This window comes from Bengtsoniella intestinalis (assembly GCF_039719005.1).
Classification (GTDB): Bacteria; Bacillota; Clostridia; order Oscillospirales; family Oscillospiraceae; genus Oscillibacter; species Oscillibacter intestinalis.
Genome location: NZ_CP133584.1, coordinates 2,944,323 through 2,960,026, shown reverse-complemented (window position 1 = coordinate 2,960,026; position 15,704 = coordinate 2,944,323). Strand labels below are relative to the sequence as shown.

The following is a 15,704-nucleotide window of genomic DNA, read 5'->3' as shown; positions in this document are numbered from 1 at the left end:
AATCGTAAGTCTTTAGTAGGGCTGGAAAGGAGGAGCCAAATTATGACAGCAGAAAATCGAAAGAACTACCAGCAAAGAGATAGCGTGGAACGTCAAGGGTATGCAGGAGTGCCGAGTTTGGCATCTCAGGAACAGAACGAACAAGACGGTGCAAACTTGCTAGAGGAAATTCTGGACAGAGACAATCTGAACAGAGCCTACAAGCGAGTAAAACGCAACCAAGGTGCGCCAGGCATTGATGGGATGACCATTGAAGAAGCGTTGCCATGGTTGCAAGAACACAGAGGAGCACTTTTACAAAGCATTTTGGACGGCACATATCAACCGAGTCCAGTGCGGAGGAAAGAAATCCCCAAACCAGATGGCGGTGTGCGAAAGCTAGGGATACCTACGGTTATAGACCGTATCATCCAACAGGCCATTGCACAACGCCTACAACTAATCTACGAACCACAATTTGCAGATGGAAGCTACGGTTACCGCCCCAAACGAAGCGCCCAACAGGCAATCTGCAAGGTGAAAGAGTACGCAGAACAGGGCTACACCCAAGTGGTGGAGATTGACCTATCCAAGTATTTCGACACCTTGAATCACGAGATATTGATGAACCTATTGCGCAGAAAGATTCAAGATAAACGAGTCATCGCTTTGATTAAGAAGTACCTAAAGAGCGGTGTCATGGAAGATGGAATCGTCACGAAAACGAGGGAGGGGTCTCCACAAGGCGGACCACTCTCTCCGCTCCTGGCGAACATCTATCTCAACGAATTCGACTGGGAATTTGCAAAACGTGGGGTGCCAGCGGTGCGATATGCAGACGATATTGTGGTACTAGCCAAAAGCAAACGTGCCGCAATGAGATTGCTGGAAAGCTGTCGTAATTACCTTGAGGGTAAACTAAAACTCAAACTAAACGCAGAAAAGAGCAAGGTAGTCAGCGTATTTTCAACCAAACACTTCAAGTTTCTAGGCTTTGCTATGGGAAAGAATGGGCAAGGTGTCTACATTCGAGCCCATAAGAAATCTCTCCTGAAAGCCAAGAAGAAGCTGGTGGCACTGACAAAACGAAACCAAGGACGAAATATACAACAAGTGATGCAAAATGTGAGAGTGTTCATCCGAGGATGGATAGGCTACTACTATGTGGCGAAAATGAGTAGCATTTTGCGAAGATGGAACGAATGGTTGCGACGTAGAGTTAGGATGTACATCTGGAAGCAATGGAAGAAGCCAAGGACAAAGGTGCAGAATTTACAAAAATTGGGCATTCGCAAGGACTTGGCTTACCAATGGGGGAATACAAGGTTGGGATATTGGAGAATTTCAAAAAGCCCGATTCTAACTCGCTCCATTACAAACGAAAAGCTCGCATTGGCAGGGTTTTATGACTTCCCTGCACAATACGAGCGTCTTCGTAAATTGCACTTAAGCGATTGAACCGCCGTATACCGAACGGTACGTACGGTGGTGTGAGAGGACGGTTATCTCATTAAGGGGTAGCCTCCTACTCGATTTTTGGCACACTGCAATCATCAGGGGCATTTTCAGGCAACAACGATGCCATCCAATTGTGTGCACTCTGGTCTAAACCAGGCGCAGTCTTCAGAACATAAACCAAATATCGGTACGGATCCAGTCCGTTTTCCTTTGCTGTCTCAATCAAACTAAACATTACGGCACCGCCCTGTGTGCCCTCGTGTGTATTGGCAAAAAGAAAATTTTTGCGGTCAATCACAAAGGGCTTAATACTCCGTTCTGCACGGTTGTTAGATAACTCTAGTCGGCCATCTTTCAAATAATTCTCCAAATAAGGCCACTGCTCTTCAAATAAATCAGTGCCTTGCCTAGGGTAGATTTCGGTGCTGCAGCCCTGGTTTCTGCCCATGCAAACAGTGCACCTAGAACAGGCTGTTCCTGCTCCATCCGCTGTTTCTGGCGTTCCTCTGGGGAGAAACTCGCCAACTCTTTCTCAATATGAAATAGCTTCGTGCAGTATGCCAACCCCGTAGCCGCAGAGCCAGTGGACTGCTTGCCTTTTGGAAGTGACTTCACTGCCTCGTCAAAATACCGTCTGGCATGGACCCAGCATCCCACCGCAATTATGTTTTCAGGTAGGTTATGGTAACCGGCATAACCATCCACATGCAAGTAGCCCTCAAATCCATCCAAGAATTTCTCAGGATGGTCTGCTTTGCGGTTGGGCTGGTACTCATAGAGCACGACTGGCTGCTCAGTATCTCGACTGGTGCGGCAGAGCCACATATAGCTCTTTCTCTGAGCCTTTTTTGCAGGCTCGTGGAGCACCTTTAGTTTCTTATAGTTTGTGGGAGGATTGCAAGGTGCTGCTAGAGTTGACGGTTACCTTTGTTTCACCGAGCAAACAGAAATCTCCTGCAATCATCTCCTGCAATCATATTTTTCAAAAATCATGTCCCACTATAATAATTTCTCATATTATCGAGCGAAGCAAGCTAGGGAGAGTTAAAACTTACATCGATTCTACATATATGTGGAGGTTGGTAGGGAAATATAAAAGAAAGCTAAAATATTTGAGGTATGTAAAATATGAAAAAATTACTAATTACATCATAAATTTTACAAGAAACGAAATCACTATAAAATGTATGATACTCTATAAAAAATCTAGCCAATACTGCACATGTAAAAATTTTTGAACACACCTAAATTCACCTGTTTAATTTCATAACATATTAGCGAAAGGAGGATTTAAATATGAACAAACCAGAAATCATTTCTCAAGTAGGATTGTGCCTAGTTGAGCCTGCAGTTTCCCTGGCTGTTATGGGTACATGCCAAGTTGCAGCTGTGATGTATATGTGTGGCTGGCCAGGGTTAGCTGCATAAAATAAGCCGGTGCAGTATTGGTTAGATTTCATTTAACAGTATGCTAAGAAAAGTTTGAAAGATACCCATTCCCCATCTATCCCCCAAAGGGCACAACTACATAGCTTATCTTGTGGCCGACTAAATCTTTATTAGTCCAATAAGGGGTGCATGGAGATTATCGGGTAACACTGACGCTAGAGAATAAGGCTACGTTTACGCACTTTTTGTAGATGGAAATGAGCAGCCTATTTGCGATAGAAATAGTGGACTCACTTCCTCACATATAGATTAACATAATTTTTATTGCTACGTTAGAGACAATGGTTTCATTCTCATTTCTATCTTGCAACGTAGTGGAAAGGCATGGTCATTTCTATGTATCCAACCTTAGTTCCTTTTTTTAAACAAAGAAAACTACAACCACTTTATTCAAGTATAATTGGCTATGAAAACGGTCATCCAGGACTGCTCCGAATTAACAGAAGTGCAGATGATATTCTTCGGCTATGTAATGGTCAAAATCAATTAGAAGATATCGTAAATTGCTTATTTGATACAACCCGTGAGGACAGAAGCATTCTTGTGCAATATGTACAAGAATTTATGGAAATGGCTGAAAAAAATAAAATGATTACTTATAATCAATATAAAGCCACTACCCCCATTATCCTGCCTCTTTCTGGAAGCGCCGAATACTGGTCTATCGACTCTATTTCAATAGAACTCACTGAAAAATGCCCTTTAAAGTGTAAGCATTGCTTTGTGGAAGCAACAATGGATAAAAAAATCCAGTTGTCCGACTTCTTAGAATACAAACTATTTTCTGAACTGGAAAATATATCTCTAGAACAAATCCAGTTAACAGGTGGTGAACCAATGCTTCATCCTAAGTTTTGGAGTTTGTTAGAAAAGTCCACACAACTAGGAGCTACTGTTCATGTGTTTACTAGTGGGTATGTATTTACGGATGAACTTGAAAACAATCTAAAAAACTTTAATCCCAAGCAAGTGTTTTTTCAAGTTAGCCTAGATGGCATGCATAGCTATCACAATGAGTTTAGAGGAGCATCAGATGCATTTGAAAAAAGCATCTTATTCATAAAAAAAGTAATTGCATCTGGCTTTTGTGTTACTGTAGCAACCTGCATCGATGAACAGAGTTATGAAGAAATGAAAGAACTTTGTGAATTTGTTAAAAGGATTGGCGTTGCACGTATTCGTTTAGGTGGAATTTCATCACAGGGTCGAGCACTACCAAGTGAAATTGTTGTTGACACAGCCAAACGAATTAAATTAAAACAATTTCAACATCAATTATCCGTAGAAGTAGGATCTGAAAATTTCAGCGTTTATTTCATTGAAGATACAGAAAAAATGGTTAAATCAGAATATTGCAACAACTGCGGGATTGGTCAGGTTCTTTTAAATGTAAAGGCTAACGGAGATATAAACCCTTGCCTTATGTCAGAAATAGTAATAGGAAACTTAGAAAAATCAAGTTTGCAAGATATTCAAAAAAGATTTAGCCGCACATTTGAGAAGATTGATTTTCCTCGATTGGAAATTTGTCAGGGCTGCGATAAATTTACGCTTTGTGAGAACTGCATCGTCCAAGGCATGATTAATTCCGAATTTACAGATAGCTGTGCGTGGAGGATAGAACTCCAAAAACTGGAATCCCTCCTTATGGAATAATATTTAGAGTAGAACTCGTGCTACAAATACTAAAATAAGATATTAGCCAATTTAGGAGTTTACTGCACTTAAGCTACTAAGTTGGCTAATATCTGTTTAACTTCTACAACACGGTTAGGCATTTAATAGAGCCTACAAATAAAAAGTTAATTACAAACTGATAAAATGTCATATTCCTTTAATGCACACACCAAATAGGCCGTCACCTGAGTGTCGCCCTAGGGTTGAGATAAACGTATTTTGTCGACGCCATAAACTCCTAGGTTCACATACTCGCCTGTGATCTTAAGATGGTCCTTGAGCCTATTGTGATATATCCGAAGAAAAACATTGCACTTATAGACATAGTAACCCTTGCCCTTAGTGCACTTTTCTCTCAAGAACTGATACATGGAGTCATCTTAAAGTTTTGGGGAATCAGAATGACCATAAACATATGTCAGTACCGATCACGCTCATGTGATTGATTCTCTGTCACTTGAAGCTTCTCATTGAGAGTGCTATCTGTCCCTCGATACGAACGTACCAATTACTAGCACAATCTGCACAAACGTATGCTGGCTACAAAAAGGATAGCTGACTGCCACAATTACAGGCGTTTCGTCCTTAGAGGTACCTATCAGTCACAGTTACCTCTTATTGTACCGCTTAGGTGATGATACGGAAAGGATCTCAGGTGATTACTGAGTTACCGTCCAAATATATATAACAGGAGTCCTGTAAATAAAAGTCAAGCCCTGAAATGAAAAAATCTCACAAAAATTGTGAGATGACAAAGCAGGCATAACAAAACAGGCCAGAGAAAGAAGGTGTAATCACTGACCTAAAAAACTATGAAATTAGCATCACTTAGCCCTCGTTAGCGGTTTCCAGAGCCAGCATACACTCCTTGACACGAGCGTAGTAAATCCGCAGGAACTTGTTCTGTGCGGCCGTCATGTAGACGTAGTAGGGCTTGCCCTCGGCACGTTTCTTGTCTATGAACTGGTACACCGCCTCGTCTGCTGGCTTCTTCTTGACGTAGGTAGACACCACCTGAAACAGCGTCTTACGCAGATGTGGAGAACCACGCTTGGTGGTTTTACCGTTCTGGGAGGTCTGCTTGCCCGATTGGTTAACCGACGGATCCACCCCCGCAAAAGCCACGATGGAACTGCGGTGGGCAAAGCGGCGGACGTCTCCAATTTCCGCCATCAGCTGTACGCCAGTGGTCTCGCCCACGCCGTACATGGCCATGACAGTGTCGTACTCAGGCAACTCCTGCGCCATGCGGTTCATCTCAACCTTCATCTCGGAGAGGGTCTCCTTGGAGGTTGTTAGCTGTTTTGCCGCCGTTACAACCAACAATTTTGCGTAGTCGTTTTTGGGTAGAGTGACAATCATGCGTTGGGTTTTTGCGTAGATTTCAGCCGCTTTTCTGGGTTGAAAATGGTACCCCTTTCGCTTGCACCATTTTTGGTAGCGGTCTGAGAAGGATTTTTCGCTGACTTTTGCAATGCAGTGACAGTGCCAAAATGTGGTCAGAAAATCAATCCATTTGACGTGACCATCCTTGCGCTCTGGGCTAGAAAACAGCTCGTTGACGCCTGGAAAGGTCTTGTCCGAGAGAGAAATCAGATTGTTTTGTAACGAAACAATGGTTTTCATGTACAAATTGTACTGTCGTGTACAGAGCTTCAATTGTTGTCTCATGGTTTCCATAGGTGTATGTTCCCTCAAATCCACCCAATTGTCAAGTCCGTATTTAGCAATTTTCAATGAATCCGCCTTGTCAGTTTTGACCTTGCGGATGGAGCCGCCACCGCTCTGTTTGATGAGAAGGGGGTTGAGGATACTGATGTAGATGCCATGCTGGCTGAGCGCCTGAGCGACTGGCTCGTGGTAGCGCCCTGTGGCCTCCATGATGACACGGGTGTCCTCGCCCAGAGCAAGAATTTCCTGCGCCAGTACGTCGATGCTTTGGCTGTCATGCTGGTAAGTACGAGGTGGGAGTGCCACCTCACCCATAGGCCGTAGGGCGGCTACCACGCTGAATTCTTTGGAAATATCAATCCCGACTGCGTTCATATTGTTTCCTCCGTGTATTTTGATTAGGCATCCCGCTTTCTTCGTTGCTTGTTCAATCTCCTGAGTGACACGAACGCACCAGTGATGGTGGCACAACCTGCGTAAATCGAATGCTGCGAACGAGAGAGGCGGCTGGCGGACTCCTGTGCGGGCGTGTGAGCCCTTGGAACATTGAGCCAGACCTGTTCCCTCCCATTCTAACAGCTTAGGCAACAAAAAGATAAAAGACACGGCTGGCTGCCGTGCCTTAAACCTTAATTTATATTGTAGGAGGAACAATGTGCGAGCTAATTTATTCTCAAACATCATTCTATACTCAAAATTATAAACATACAACAAATAATTTAGAGTTTTTTCCAGCAGAACATTCAGATTATGAACATTTTCTATCAGAGTTTGTTGATCATAAATTGGAAAGCATTTTAGAATGCTATAATTTAATTTGCTATAAAAAAGATTTAGAGCTACTACTTAACCATGCTTTAAATCATAATTTGATACTCAATTTCTATTGTGACGCAAAGATAGTACTTCGTCATCTATCTGAAAATAAAACTCAAGAGCAACTACTAATTACATTCAGAGCTATATTACTGGATTTAAATCAGCAATCAACAATCGCAAAAAATTTTCATCTTGACCGAGATAGCAACTTTGTAATAGAAATAATGCGATTTATTGAGGAGTTTGTAGAAAAAAAGATGTACGGAAATAGCGAATTGGAGTATTGTAAAGATAACCAATTCTTGATATTCTCGCCTCAGGCTGCTGCCTATTTTGTTCATGAAATATTCGGACATATGCTAGAGTATGATTATGTTAAAAGCCAAAATTCTATCTATAGCGAAAAACAGGTTGGGACAAAATTATTCCATGATGATATAACCGTAATTGATGATCCTCATCAGGGATTTCGAATTGGGTTATATTTTGGTGAATACCAGCATAATGGTAAAAAACTAGTTCCGCAAATGCTAATCAAAGATGGCGTATTATTGGATTTTGTAAAAGCATCTAGAGTTGATAAGATACAGAATGCACCATCAAATCGGATGCATATTTTATATTTGGATAAAAATCATAGCGGAAAAAACCTTAATACACTAATTCAAGAAACAAAAGAAGGTTATGTAATCACCACTATTGATAATGCTTTTATCCATCCGACTACAGGTGCTTTTCATCTGCAATGTAGAAATTGTTATAAAATTCATAATGGAAAAAAGACCGGAATTATTCCGGCAATAGTTTTGCAGGGTCATAGTGGCGACATTCTGTCTAATACATTGCATGTTGGTAGTGACTTAGAATTCTTTGCTTCACAATGTGGCAAAAACGGGCAAATATTGTCTGTAGGTACTGGAGCACCTTCTTTGCTTCTAAATTCATCATTATTTTCCATTTCTATATGACGCTAAACATCATTTGTCGAGATATGAGGGCAGCATAATTTATCTCCCAACTCACAGATGCAGATATAGGGTGCAATGGAAAGAGAAATACTTCGACGGAATAGCGCACTGCCTACCAAATATTATAGGAACAGGTATAATTACAATTATGATACTAATTGATATTTTTCATGAATTTGGCATAACTGAGTATAGCATAGTAAAACATATCATCGTAACATCTATATATTATATAATGGTCCCCCTGTCAAGACCACTTCCTCAAAATTTATCGTGAACACAACAACCTATTTTGCTTCCTGAGCCAAGCCTGGTTGTGGTTACCTCCAGGGTAGCCGCCCGAAGGGTTGCCTTGACCGACTGGGTCAGGCTGGTACAATGGGAAAGGCGAGGGGAACGGCCTCCGCCTACAACCCACGACCTCCCGTCGCCACCAGTCCTCAACCAGCCTGTGCCAGACTGTCAAGGTGGTTGGTTGGCGTTGTGAAGGCTGCCCCATACACGGCCTCTGGAGTCTGATTTCCCAGTGCTTGATGGGGTCTGAAGGTGTTGTACTGCTTGATATAATTTCCAATTCCACGGCGCAATACCCTAGGATTTTGATACTCGTTGAGGTAAATTTCCTCGGTTTTCAGGCTACGGAACCACCGCTCAATCATGATATTATCCGCCCAACGGGACTTACCATCCATGCTTTGGACAATGTGATTTGCCTTCAAAAACCCCTTATATTGGGAGCTTGTGAACTGACATCCTTGGTCAGAATTGAGAAAAGCGGGGGTGCCGTGGCTAGAAATTGCGCGCTGGACAGCGGCGATGACGTTATCTGTGTCCAGCGTATCGGACAGACTCCAGCCCACAATCAGACGGCTATACCAGTCGATAATCGCCGTCAAATACATGTGCCCGTGGTGCATTTTGATGTAAGTGATGTCGATTGACCACACTTGATTCGGGAACGAGACAACCTTATTTCTCAGCAAATATGGTACGATAGACTCTTTAAAGTTGCGTTTTGAGAGATTTGCCTTGGGATAGAGAGCATGAATTCCCATCTCGCACATCAGTCGCCTAACCAGCTTGCGACCCACAAAAATCTGGTCGGTGGCCAGCTTGGTCACCAGCTTTCGAGAGCCGATGTAGGGCATTTGGGTGTGCCAGTAGTCGATGCGTGCCATGATGTGCTCCCGCCAGCGCTTGGCCTCCTGGTCGACCTCCACAGGCTGGTAGTAGACCTGCCCTCGGGGCAGACCCAGCAGCTCACATTGACGGCGGATGGACAGGTCTGCGTCAGTCCTGAGGGAACTTGGGGACGGGGATGCCGCAGTCCCGAAAGGCACCCTGAATAAAGTCTCGCTCCAGTGTCAATTGGCCGATGGTGCGGAGCATCTGCTCCTTCTCTTTTTTCAGGGCAACCTCCTTCCGATGTGCTTCTTTGACCTGCTTTTTCTCATCGAAAACCTGACTGGCATTGGATATAAATTCCTTCTTCCAGTTGCGAATCATGTTGGGATTAACCCCCTGCTCGGCAGCGATAACGTTTAATTCCTTCTCACCCTGGAGGACTTCTAGGACGATCTTGGCCTTATATTCGGCGCTGTAACTGCTTCGTGGCATGATATGTTCTCCTCTCGTTTATCGTTTTTGATATTGTATCACGTTCACGATAATTTTTCGAGTGCTGGTTTGGTTTCTAGGGTCCATTATATTATGGTAAACCAAATCACTTAGGTTACTCGCTTACAAAAAATGAAAAATTTAGCATAAGATTCAAATATAATACTAGGTTTATCAAAGTTGAATTACCAACATCATTACCTGCAAATGTATACAAAAATATCATTTTTACTTATATAAAATGCACCAATGCATTTTTATGTGACAAAGGATTGCTAAACACAGCTTCATCATTATCCAATCATGGGTATCTTTCACCCATGAAATCATTAAACGAAGGCTTAACTCTCATCAAAGATCAATGCCGCTATCTAGAAAAAGAGGATAAATACAAAGTTTTACATATTAACCAAAGGTATATTCGTCACATTAAAGAAATTCACTCACATAATATGCCGTTTAAGAAAGATTATAAAATTAAAGTTTTTTCAATGCTTAGTATTTGTGGAAGTGAAAATACCACACCCGTTACTGTTTCTGGAATTACAGATTATCAACTAGGTGCATTTAATCAATTAATAGAAAAATATTATGCACCGATAAGCATACCCTCTATCTCACATCCGATAGATTTATCATTTGTTAGTGGAAACATCTGTTTAGATGCAATTATCTTAAAGGAAATTTTGACTTACATGGTACAGGCATTATACGGAAATAATTTCGTATTAAGTAATACTTTTTTACATGAAAATCATATTGGCAAAAAAATTATACACAATGATATTACTTTAACTGACAATCCCTTTTTAGATATATCTTCATTTGGTTTATTCGATGATGAGGGAACAGAAAGAATTGCTAAAAATTTAATACAATTAGGAGTGTTAAATAATCTTTTATGCGATTCATTAACCGCAAACATATTAAAAATGTCGCCAGGAAATGTAAATTATAATTATAACATATGTCTACCACAAGTGTCAGAATCCATCATTTCATTTCATTTGGAAAATAAAACCCAAACATTTGACTCCAAAATTAAAATTTTACATTCTTTTCCTCAAGGGTTTTCGTATAACCATCTATCAGGTGAAATTTCCATGCTTTTAGGTGGTTATATTAATAAAGAATATACCTTTTTCAAACTCAAACATAATATATTGAAACTTATGGAAACAATAATTGGCATAGATGGGGCATATAAAATGTTAGATTCGTATTACGTACCAAACGTAATAATAAATTTTGAAAAAGCCAAATTCGTATGATATAATATTACTTAAACAGATACATCCAATAAAATATAGTAAGGAGAATGCAAAATGATTCAACTAAATAATCTTAGTTTTTTTTATGACAAGAATAAAGTAATATTAGAACACTCTAACTTCACGTTTGAAGCCGGAATGCGTTATGCGCTAAGGGGTGTTAATGGCATTGGTAAAACTACTTTAATTAAGCTGTTACTTGGATTATTAGCCCCTAATAGTGGTAGTATAGACTATCCAGCTAATGTCACAATTAGCTACTTGCCCGATAGCAATGGAATTTACGAGTATTTAACTGTTCTACAAAACATTCAGTTCAGGTTGGGTATATACAACATCCCATTTGTACAGTCCAAAGACGAGGTGGGCAATCTACTCAAACTGTTCGATATACTAGACTATCAAAATGATATTGTGTCAAAATTATCAACTGGAACGAAGAAAAAAGTTGCCATTATCTGTTCACTGGTAGTAAATGCGAATATTCTAATATTAGATGAACCGACAATGGGACTAGATTTTGCTTCTAAACAAAAGTTGATGGATCTTTTATTGGAAGGCCAACCTTTAGATTCTATGGTGATTTGTATAACGCACGATGAGGACTGGTTGGCAAATGAAAATTTCAAAGCAATTACTATTCAGGACAAAGAGGTGAAGCCATGCTCGTTTTCTTAGCGTTTATTAAAAAAGAATGGTCTGAGGTTAAGCAGTATCGCAAATTATGGATATTATTATTAATATGCCTATTTTTACCATTTGTTAGTAATTATCTCGCCAACAATCCTTTGCTTCCAATGACAGTATTAGCCCCTCTTTATATCGTAATTTCAGCATGTATTGTTGGGGAATTTATCAAAGCCTCTTTGGTTGAAGAAATATCCATGTCTACACTAGATAATATTTTAATTTCACCTTTCAAAAATGGTTTTCTAATTTTCTACAAAACTGTGATTCCCATATTGATATCATACACAGTAACAATTCTAGGTATGATAATCAGTGATATCGCATTAATCAGTGTTCCTAGTTTTAGTCATTTTATTGTAATGACCTCCCCTTTGAATATACTTGTAGCGCTTATTTCATGTATTATTTGTGCATGGGTAAGTTTCTATTTGTTGGTGAGCTCACGCAAAACTTCGCCTAACTTATTTACTCTAATATTAGGGTTAATCATGGTTATTATTGGCATCCTAGCAATTATATCAAGTTTATATCATCCAGCAATTATCGTTGCATTTTCGCTGATTGCCTTACCCGTGATATATACAGCTTGTAGTATTACACTTACGTCTCCTCAACCGCCTAAAAAAATTATATCCCGACAATGGATTTGTTTATTTAAAGGTCAAAATTTGCACTTTACAACTGCAATTATTGTTAAAGATCTTACCTGTATCAGATTATTACACATCTTAGAGATATTAATGTTTGTTACTTTAATTTCTATAAGTAATAATATAAACCTATTCTTCTTTTTGCTATTTTTGCTTACAACTTATGGTGCTAGAAAGCTATTGTATCAAAATACAGTTGAAGAAAAGCTTGCCAAAACATATGACATATTACAAATACAAAAAAGTAAGCGTTTTATATTTTGTGCTCATGCCATTGTTCCTACATGCATATCGCTAGTTGCTTCATTAATTGCAATTGCAAACTCCAGTTATTTTGTAAAGAATGCTATCGTTGTTATATTCATTGTTATTCTTTCACCAGTGTTTACATATGCGATTACTAAAACGATTAACAGACGAAAGGAAGTTTCTTATGGCAGCATTTCCCTTTGCGCAGTATTAATGGTGCTGTTTACAGCAGTTTATAGCATTGTCCTATAAACAGGTGATGAAACGGCTCATAATTATAGTAGTATTTATGATTTGTCCTATCAATCCGATAGTGAGCATTTTATTTGCCCTTGTTGAACTTGTCAGCAAGGGTAAATTTATTCCGTAAAAAGCAGGCAACAACTATAGCTGCTATCGCTAACGATATAGATGACTAAAAGCAAGCATCAGCCACATTGGTGAGAAATTCTTACGCCGATTATTCAATCATTGAACTATGCTTCACACACTGACCAAAAGAGACCCTATGGATGCCATCATCCATAGGGTCTCTTTTGGTTCATTCTCCAATCACTCCGTCGCCGTCAGCATCTCGCATATAAGCGTAGAGCCAGTGGGTGGAGGTGATGGGCATTTGATAGCCTGCCGCTTCTGCTTCCGCGATGGTGACGATGCCGTTGCCATTGGTGTCAATATCGATGATGCTCTCCAGTGGGGTTTTGTCCGTGTCTTCTCCTAGGGTAACGATGGTGATGTCATCTTCATAAGCTGTGGCGTCGATGGTCACCGTACCTGTTGTTTCACCCTCTTGAGTCAACCAGCTTTCGCCGGTGGCATAGTCAATGGTGACACCTGCTTGGGCGTTGTAGCAGAACACATTGAATAGCATACCCTCGCCGTCGTCCTCCACGGATTGCCCTTCCATCAGCACCCCTGTGGCCAGCAAGTTATCCCCTTCAAAAATGGGGGTCACACGGAAATAGACATGGTTTTCCGTTTCTTTCACATACTCTGCCACCAGGTTTTCAAAGGGTAGCATGACATCCACGTTCATTTGTCTGGTGCCAGTGATGAGATTTTCCTTATTAGCGTTTTCCCCTGTCAGCTGGAAGCCGATGATATGGCTCCGATTGTACAGGTAACCGCCCGACACGATGTCGTACTGTGCCTGCACCCAGCCTGTGGGATAGATGACAGAAATGCTCTCTCTGTCATCTGTAGGCATAAGGTCAATACCCACATTGGCAACTGCTATGCCACACCGTTCCAAGCTATCCAATGGAGCGTACTGCTCAAAAGAGGACGTGGTCAGCTCCATGTCATCAAAAAATGGTACGTTGTCATTGATGATTACATAAGGGTTGTCGGTGTAGATGGGGATATTATCCAAGTCAAAGGACGCAACAACTATGGTGTTGTCAATGGTAGAGAACGCTGATTCCGCCTCAAGGTCAATGAAGTTGCTATAAGGGCATTCGTCCATCGTTTCTTCGACGGCATTGGTCATAGCTGTCTGTAACTGGCTTTGTACGCTAGAAATAACATCTTCGCTACAAGCTGTCAACAAAAAGCTAAGGGATATAATGAGCGTTATAAATTTTATTTTGCTATCAATCAATTTCATAGTTTGTCACTCCTTAAATATATGGTAATATTATGTACCCACAACCAACTTCTTCACAATTCCCTCGCCCTGTAATTCACTGGTGCGGTACACTCGGTCTGCAAATTCTGCCAGGGTGAAGGGGAATGCGCCTCCCACATGGTCTAACAAGATGCCTGTGATGGAGAAATTATGGGCTTGTTTGGTGGCCTGCAGCTGTGCTTTGAAGCTGTCAGAAACTCGGCACATACCATCGGTGATGAACACGATGTCGGCGTTTTCAAAGTCCCCTTGGGTGATTAACTCCATGGCTTGGTTCAACGGTGTTTCATAGTCAGTCCCTCCATCTAAAAATGTTTCGGCGGCTTCTAGTTTTTGTGCTAGGTCATATTGTCCTGGCAGGAAGGTGTGGATTTTGTAGTCCCCACAGCCAGAAAAGTGAATTAGGGCAAATTTCCGATTATCCTGTGTTGCTGTTTCTAGCAAGGTCAATGCCACGGCCTTGCCCCATGCCGCTAAATCTCCTTGCGTGGAGCCTGATTCATCCAAACAGCAGATGATGTCGCCCATACCTTTTTTGATGGGCTGGCGTCGCTGGTACTGTTTGATGTTGCCCTGCTGATAGTTCCGTAGGAATAGTGGCAGGGTTTCAGGCGTGGACAGCATGGCTAGTTCTGAGGTCAGCGCCTTGGATATATCACGTCCCAGTGTCAGGGAATAGGTTTCGCCACGACCGTAAGCATAGCCATTTTTCTTCTCTTTGGCGAAAATCTCACGAAAACGCCCTAGGTATTTGGAAATGTCCAAAAGTGCCTTGTTTTGACGCACTTTGCGAATCAATTCCAAATTGGCAGGGGTGCGTTCCATATTGCTAGGTTCGCTGCTCCATGCGCCGATGATATCGGACGCTTCTTGTCCACGCTCCAACGCAGAGCTGACCGCCTGGGTGATGGTGGCGGAGATGGTCTCCTTGTTTTGGATGGTGGCATCATCCACCATGCGAGACACCGTTTCCACCTGCTGAGATTTGGATGCGGCTGTGTTGGCGGCTTTCACCACTGCTTGTTGGTTGGCTTCTGTGGGATTGGTGTCCATCTGTGCGAGGGCATCGTTTAAGGCTTTTAGGGCATCTGCCTGTTTTTCCTGTAGCTTTTCTAATGTTTGCAAGGTGCCTTGTTTGCCACCGATGTCTTCTAGCAAATCATCCAAACCATCTGCTACTTGGCTGACAAATTCACTGGATGCTTCAAAGGCAGGCAGTTCCCGTCCCTCACAGATGTTCTTCAAAGTGGGATAGGCTTCATCCTGCAACACTTGCTCTAGGATTTGCCGATTGCACTTTTTTGCCTGTGTCGATAAGATGTCCTCATCATTTTTCTTGGGATTGAGAGCATAAAAGCTCTGGTACAGGTCACGGGACAAGGATGGAAAGCTGGTCAGTTTATTGCTGGCCTCTAGCTCCACCGCATCCAAAGTCGTGTCCTCTTGACGTAGGTCGGTGTAAATGGCATCCTCCAATCGGGTGGAGCGATAAATCCGGTCGGTGCCTTGCTGGGAGACCTCTTGCAGCTGTCCCCATGGGGAGGCTAGCACTTGGTCAATGGTGCGGAATTTTTTCATA

General features: G+C 41.6%; 13 protein-coding genes and 1 pseudogene. 7 read left to right on the top strand and 7 right to left on the bottom strand.

What is annotated here, in order from left to right; all coding sequences use genetic code 11:
- Window positions 1-42: 42 nt before the first annotated feature.
- Window positions 43-1,437 carry a group II intron reverse transcriptase/maturase gene (ltrA, locus tag RFF05_RS14175; RefSeq protein WP_409967700.1) on the top strand — a complete coding sequence of 465 codons (1,395 nt, stop codon included), beginning with the start codon at window positions 43-45 and terminating at the stop codon, window positions 1,435-1,437.
- Window positions 1,438-1,504: 67 nt separating this feature from the next.
- On the opposite strand, the gene RFF05_RS14170 is transcribed toward ltrA, so the two are convergent.
- Both RFF05_RS14170 and RFF05_RS14165 read right to left on the bottom strand, forming a co-directional pair.
- Window positions 1,505-1,672, bottom strand: a complete 168-nt coding sequence (locus RFF05_RS14170) for a transposase domain-containing protein (protein WP_409970120.1) — start codon at window positions 1,670-1,672, stop codon at window positions 1,505-1,507.
- A gap of 72 nt (window positions 1,673-1,744) precedes the next feature.
- Window positions 1,745-2,262 (bottom strand): annotated as a pseudogene (locus tag RFF05_RS14165) (IS66 family transposase); the annotation flags it as partial.
- A 471-nt stretch (window positions 2,263-2,733) separates the two neighbouring features.
- Here RFF05_RS14165 and RFF05_RS14160 point away from each other — a divergent pair.
- Together RFF05_RS14160 and RFF05_RS14155 are read left to right on the top strand one after the other, a co-directional pair.
- Window positions 2,734-2,865: a hypothetical protein gene (locus RFF05_RS14160; protein ID WP_409967699.1), complete on the top strand. Its 132-nt coding sequence runs from the start codon at window positions 2,734-2,736 to the stop codon at window positions 2,863-2,865.
- 357 nt (window positions 2,866-3,222) lie between these two features.
- Window positions 3,223-4,542 carry a radical SAM protein gene (locus tag RFF05_RS14155; RefSeq protein ID WP_409967698.1) on the top strand — a complete coding sequence of 440 codons (1,320 nt, stop codon included), beginning with the start codon at window positions 3,223-3,225 and terminating at the stop codon, window positions 4,540-4,542.
- Between the two features lie 849 nt (window positions 4,543-5,391).
- Here the strand turns inward: RFF05_RS14155 and RFF05_RS14150 are convergent.
- Complete coding sequence (locus tag RFF05_RS14150) at window positions 5,392-6,609, bottom strand: IS110 family transposase (protein WP_409967367.1); 1,218 nt, start codon at window positions 6,607-6,609, stop codon at window positions 5,392-5,394.
- A gap of 278 nt (window positions 6,610-6,887) precedes the next feature.
- On the opposite strand from RFF05_RS14150, the gene RFF05_RS14145 reads away from it, so the two are divergent.
- Entirely contained in the window at window positions 6,888-8,021 is a 1,134-nt protein-coding gene (locus tag RFF05_RS14145) for a metallopeptidase TldD-related protein (protein WP_409967697.1), read from the top strand.
- Window positions 8,022-8,461: 440 nt separating this feature from the next.
- Here RFF05_RS14145 and RFF05_RS14140 read toward each other — a convergent pair whose 3' ends face one another.
- Window positions 8,462-9,361, bottom strand: coding sequence for an IS3 family transposase (locus RFF05_RS14140; protein WP_409967433.1), 900 nt, complete (start codon window positions 9,359-9,361; stop codon window positions 8,462-8,464).
- Window positions 9,312-9,638, bottom strand: a complete 327-nt coding sequence (locus RFF05_RS14135) for a transposase (RefSeq protein ID WP_409967432.1) — start codon at window positions 9,636-9,638, stop codon at window positions 9,312-9,314. The genes RFF05_RS14140 and RFF05_RS14135 overlap by 50 nt, the downstream gene beginning before the upstream one ends.
- 320 nt (window positions 9,639-9,958) lie before the next feature.
- Between RFF05_RS14135 and RFF05_RS14130 the strand changes: the two genes are divergently transcribed.
- From RFF05_RS14130 to RFF05_RS14120, 3 genes are read left to right on the top strand one after another with little or no spacing between them, the layout of a single operon-like run.
- Window positions 9,959-10,909: a metallopeptidase TldD-related protein gene (locus RFF05_RS14130; RefSeq protein WP_409967696.1), complete on the top strand. Its 951-nt coding sequence runs from the start codon at window positions 9,959-9,961 to the stop codon at window positions 10,907-10,909.
- A gap of 54 nt (window positions 10,910-10,963) precedes the next feature.
- The gene (locus RFF05_RS14125) at window positions 10,964-11,587 is read left to right on the top strand and encodes an ATP-binding cassette domain-containing protein (RefSeq protein WP_409967695.1); all 624 of its coding nucleotides are present in this window, start codon (window positions 10,964-10,966) and stop codon (window positions 11,585-11,587) included.
- Window positions 11,572-12,750 carry a hypothetical protein gene (locus tag RFF05_RS14120; protein ID WP_409967694.1) on the top strand — a complete coding sequence of 393 codons (1,179 nt, stop codon included), beginning with the start codon at window positions 11,572-11,574 and terminating at the stop codon, window positions 12,748-12,750. The genes RFF05_RS14125 and RFF05_RS14120 overlap by 16 nt, the downstream gene beginning before the upstream one ends.
- Window positions 12,751-13,039: 289 nt before the next feature.
- Here the strand turns inward: RFF05_RS14120 and RFF05_RS14115 are convergent, their stop codons facing one another.
- Window positions 13,040-14,104, bottom strand: coding sequence for a DNA/RNA non-specific endonuclease (locus tag RFF05_RS14115; protein WP_409967693.1), 1,065 nt, complete (start codon window positions 14,102-14,104; stop codon window positions 13,040-13,042).
- A 30-nt stretch (window positions 14,105-14,134) separates the two neighbouring features.
- Window positions 14,135-15,703 carry a vWA domain-containing protein gene (locus RFF05_RS14110; RefSeq protein WP_409967692.1) on the bottom strand — a complete coding sequence of 523 codons (1,569 nt, stop codon included), beginning with the start codon at window positions 15,701-15,703 and terminating at the stop codon, window positions 14,135-14,137.
- Window position 15,704 lies beyond the last annotated feature (1 nt).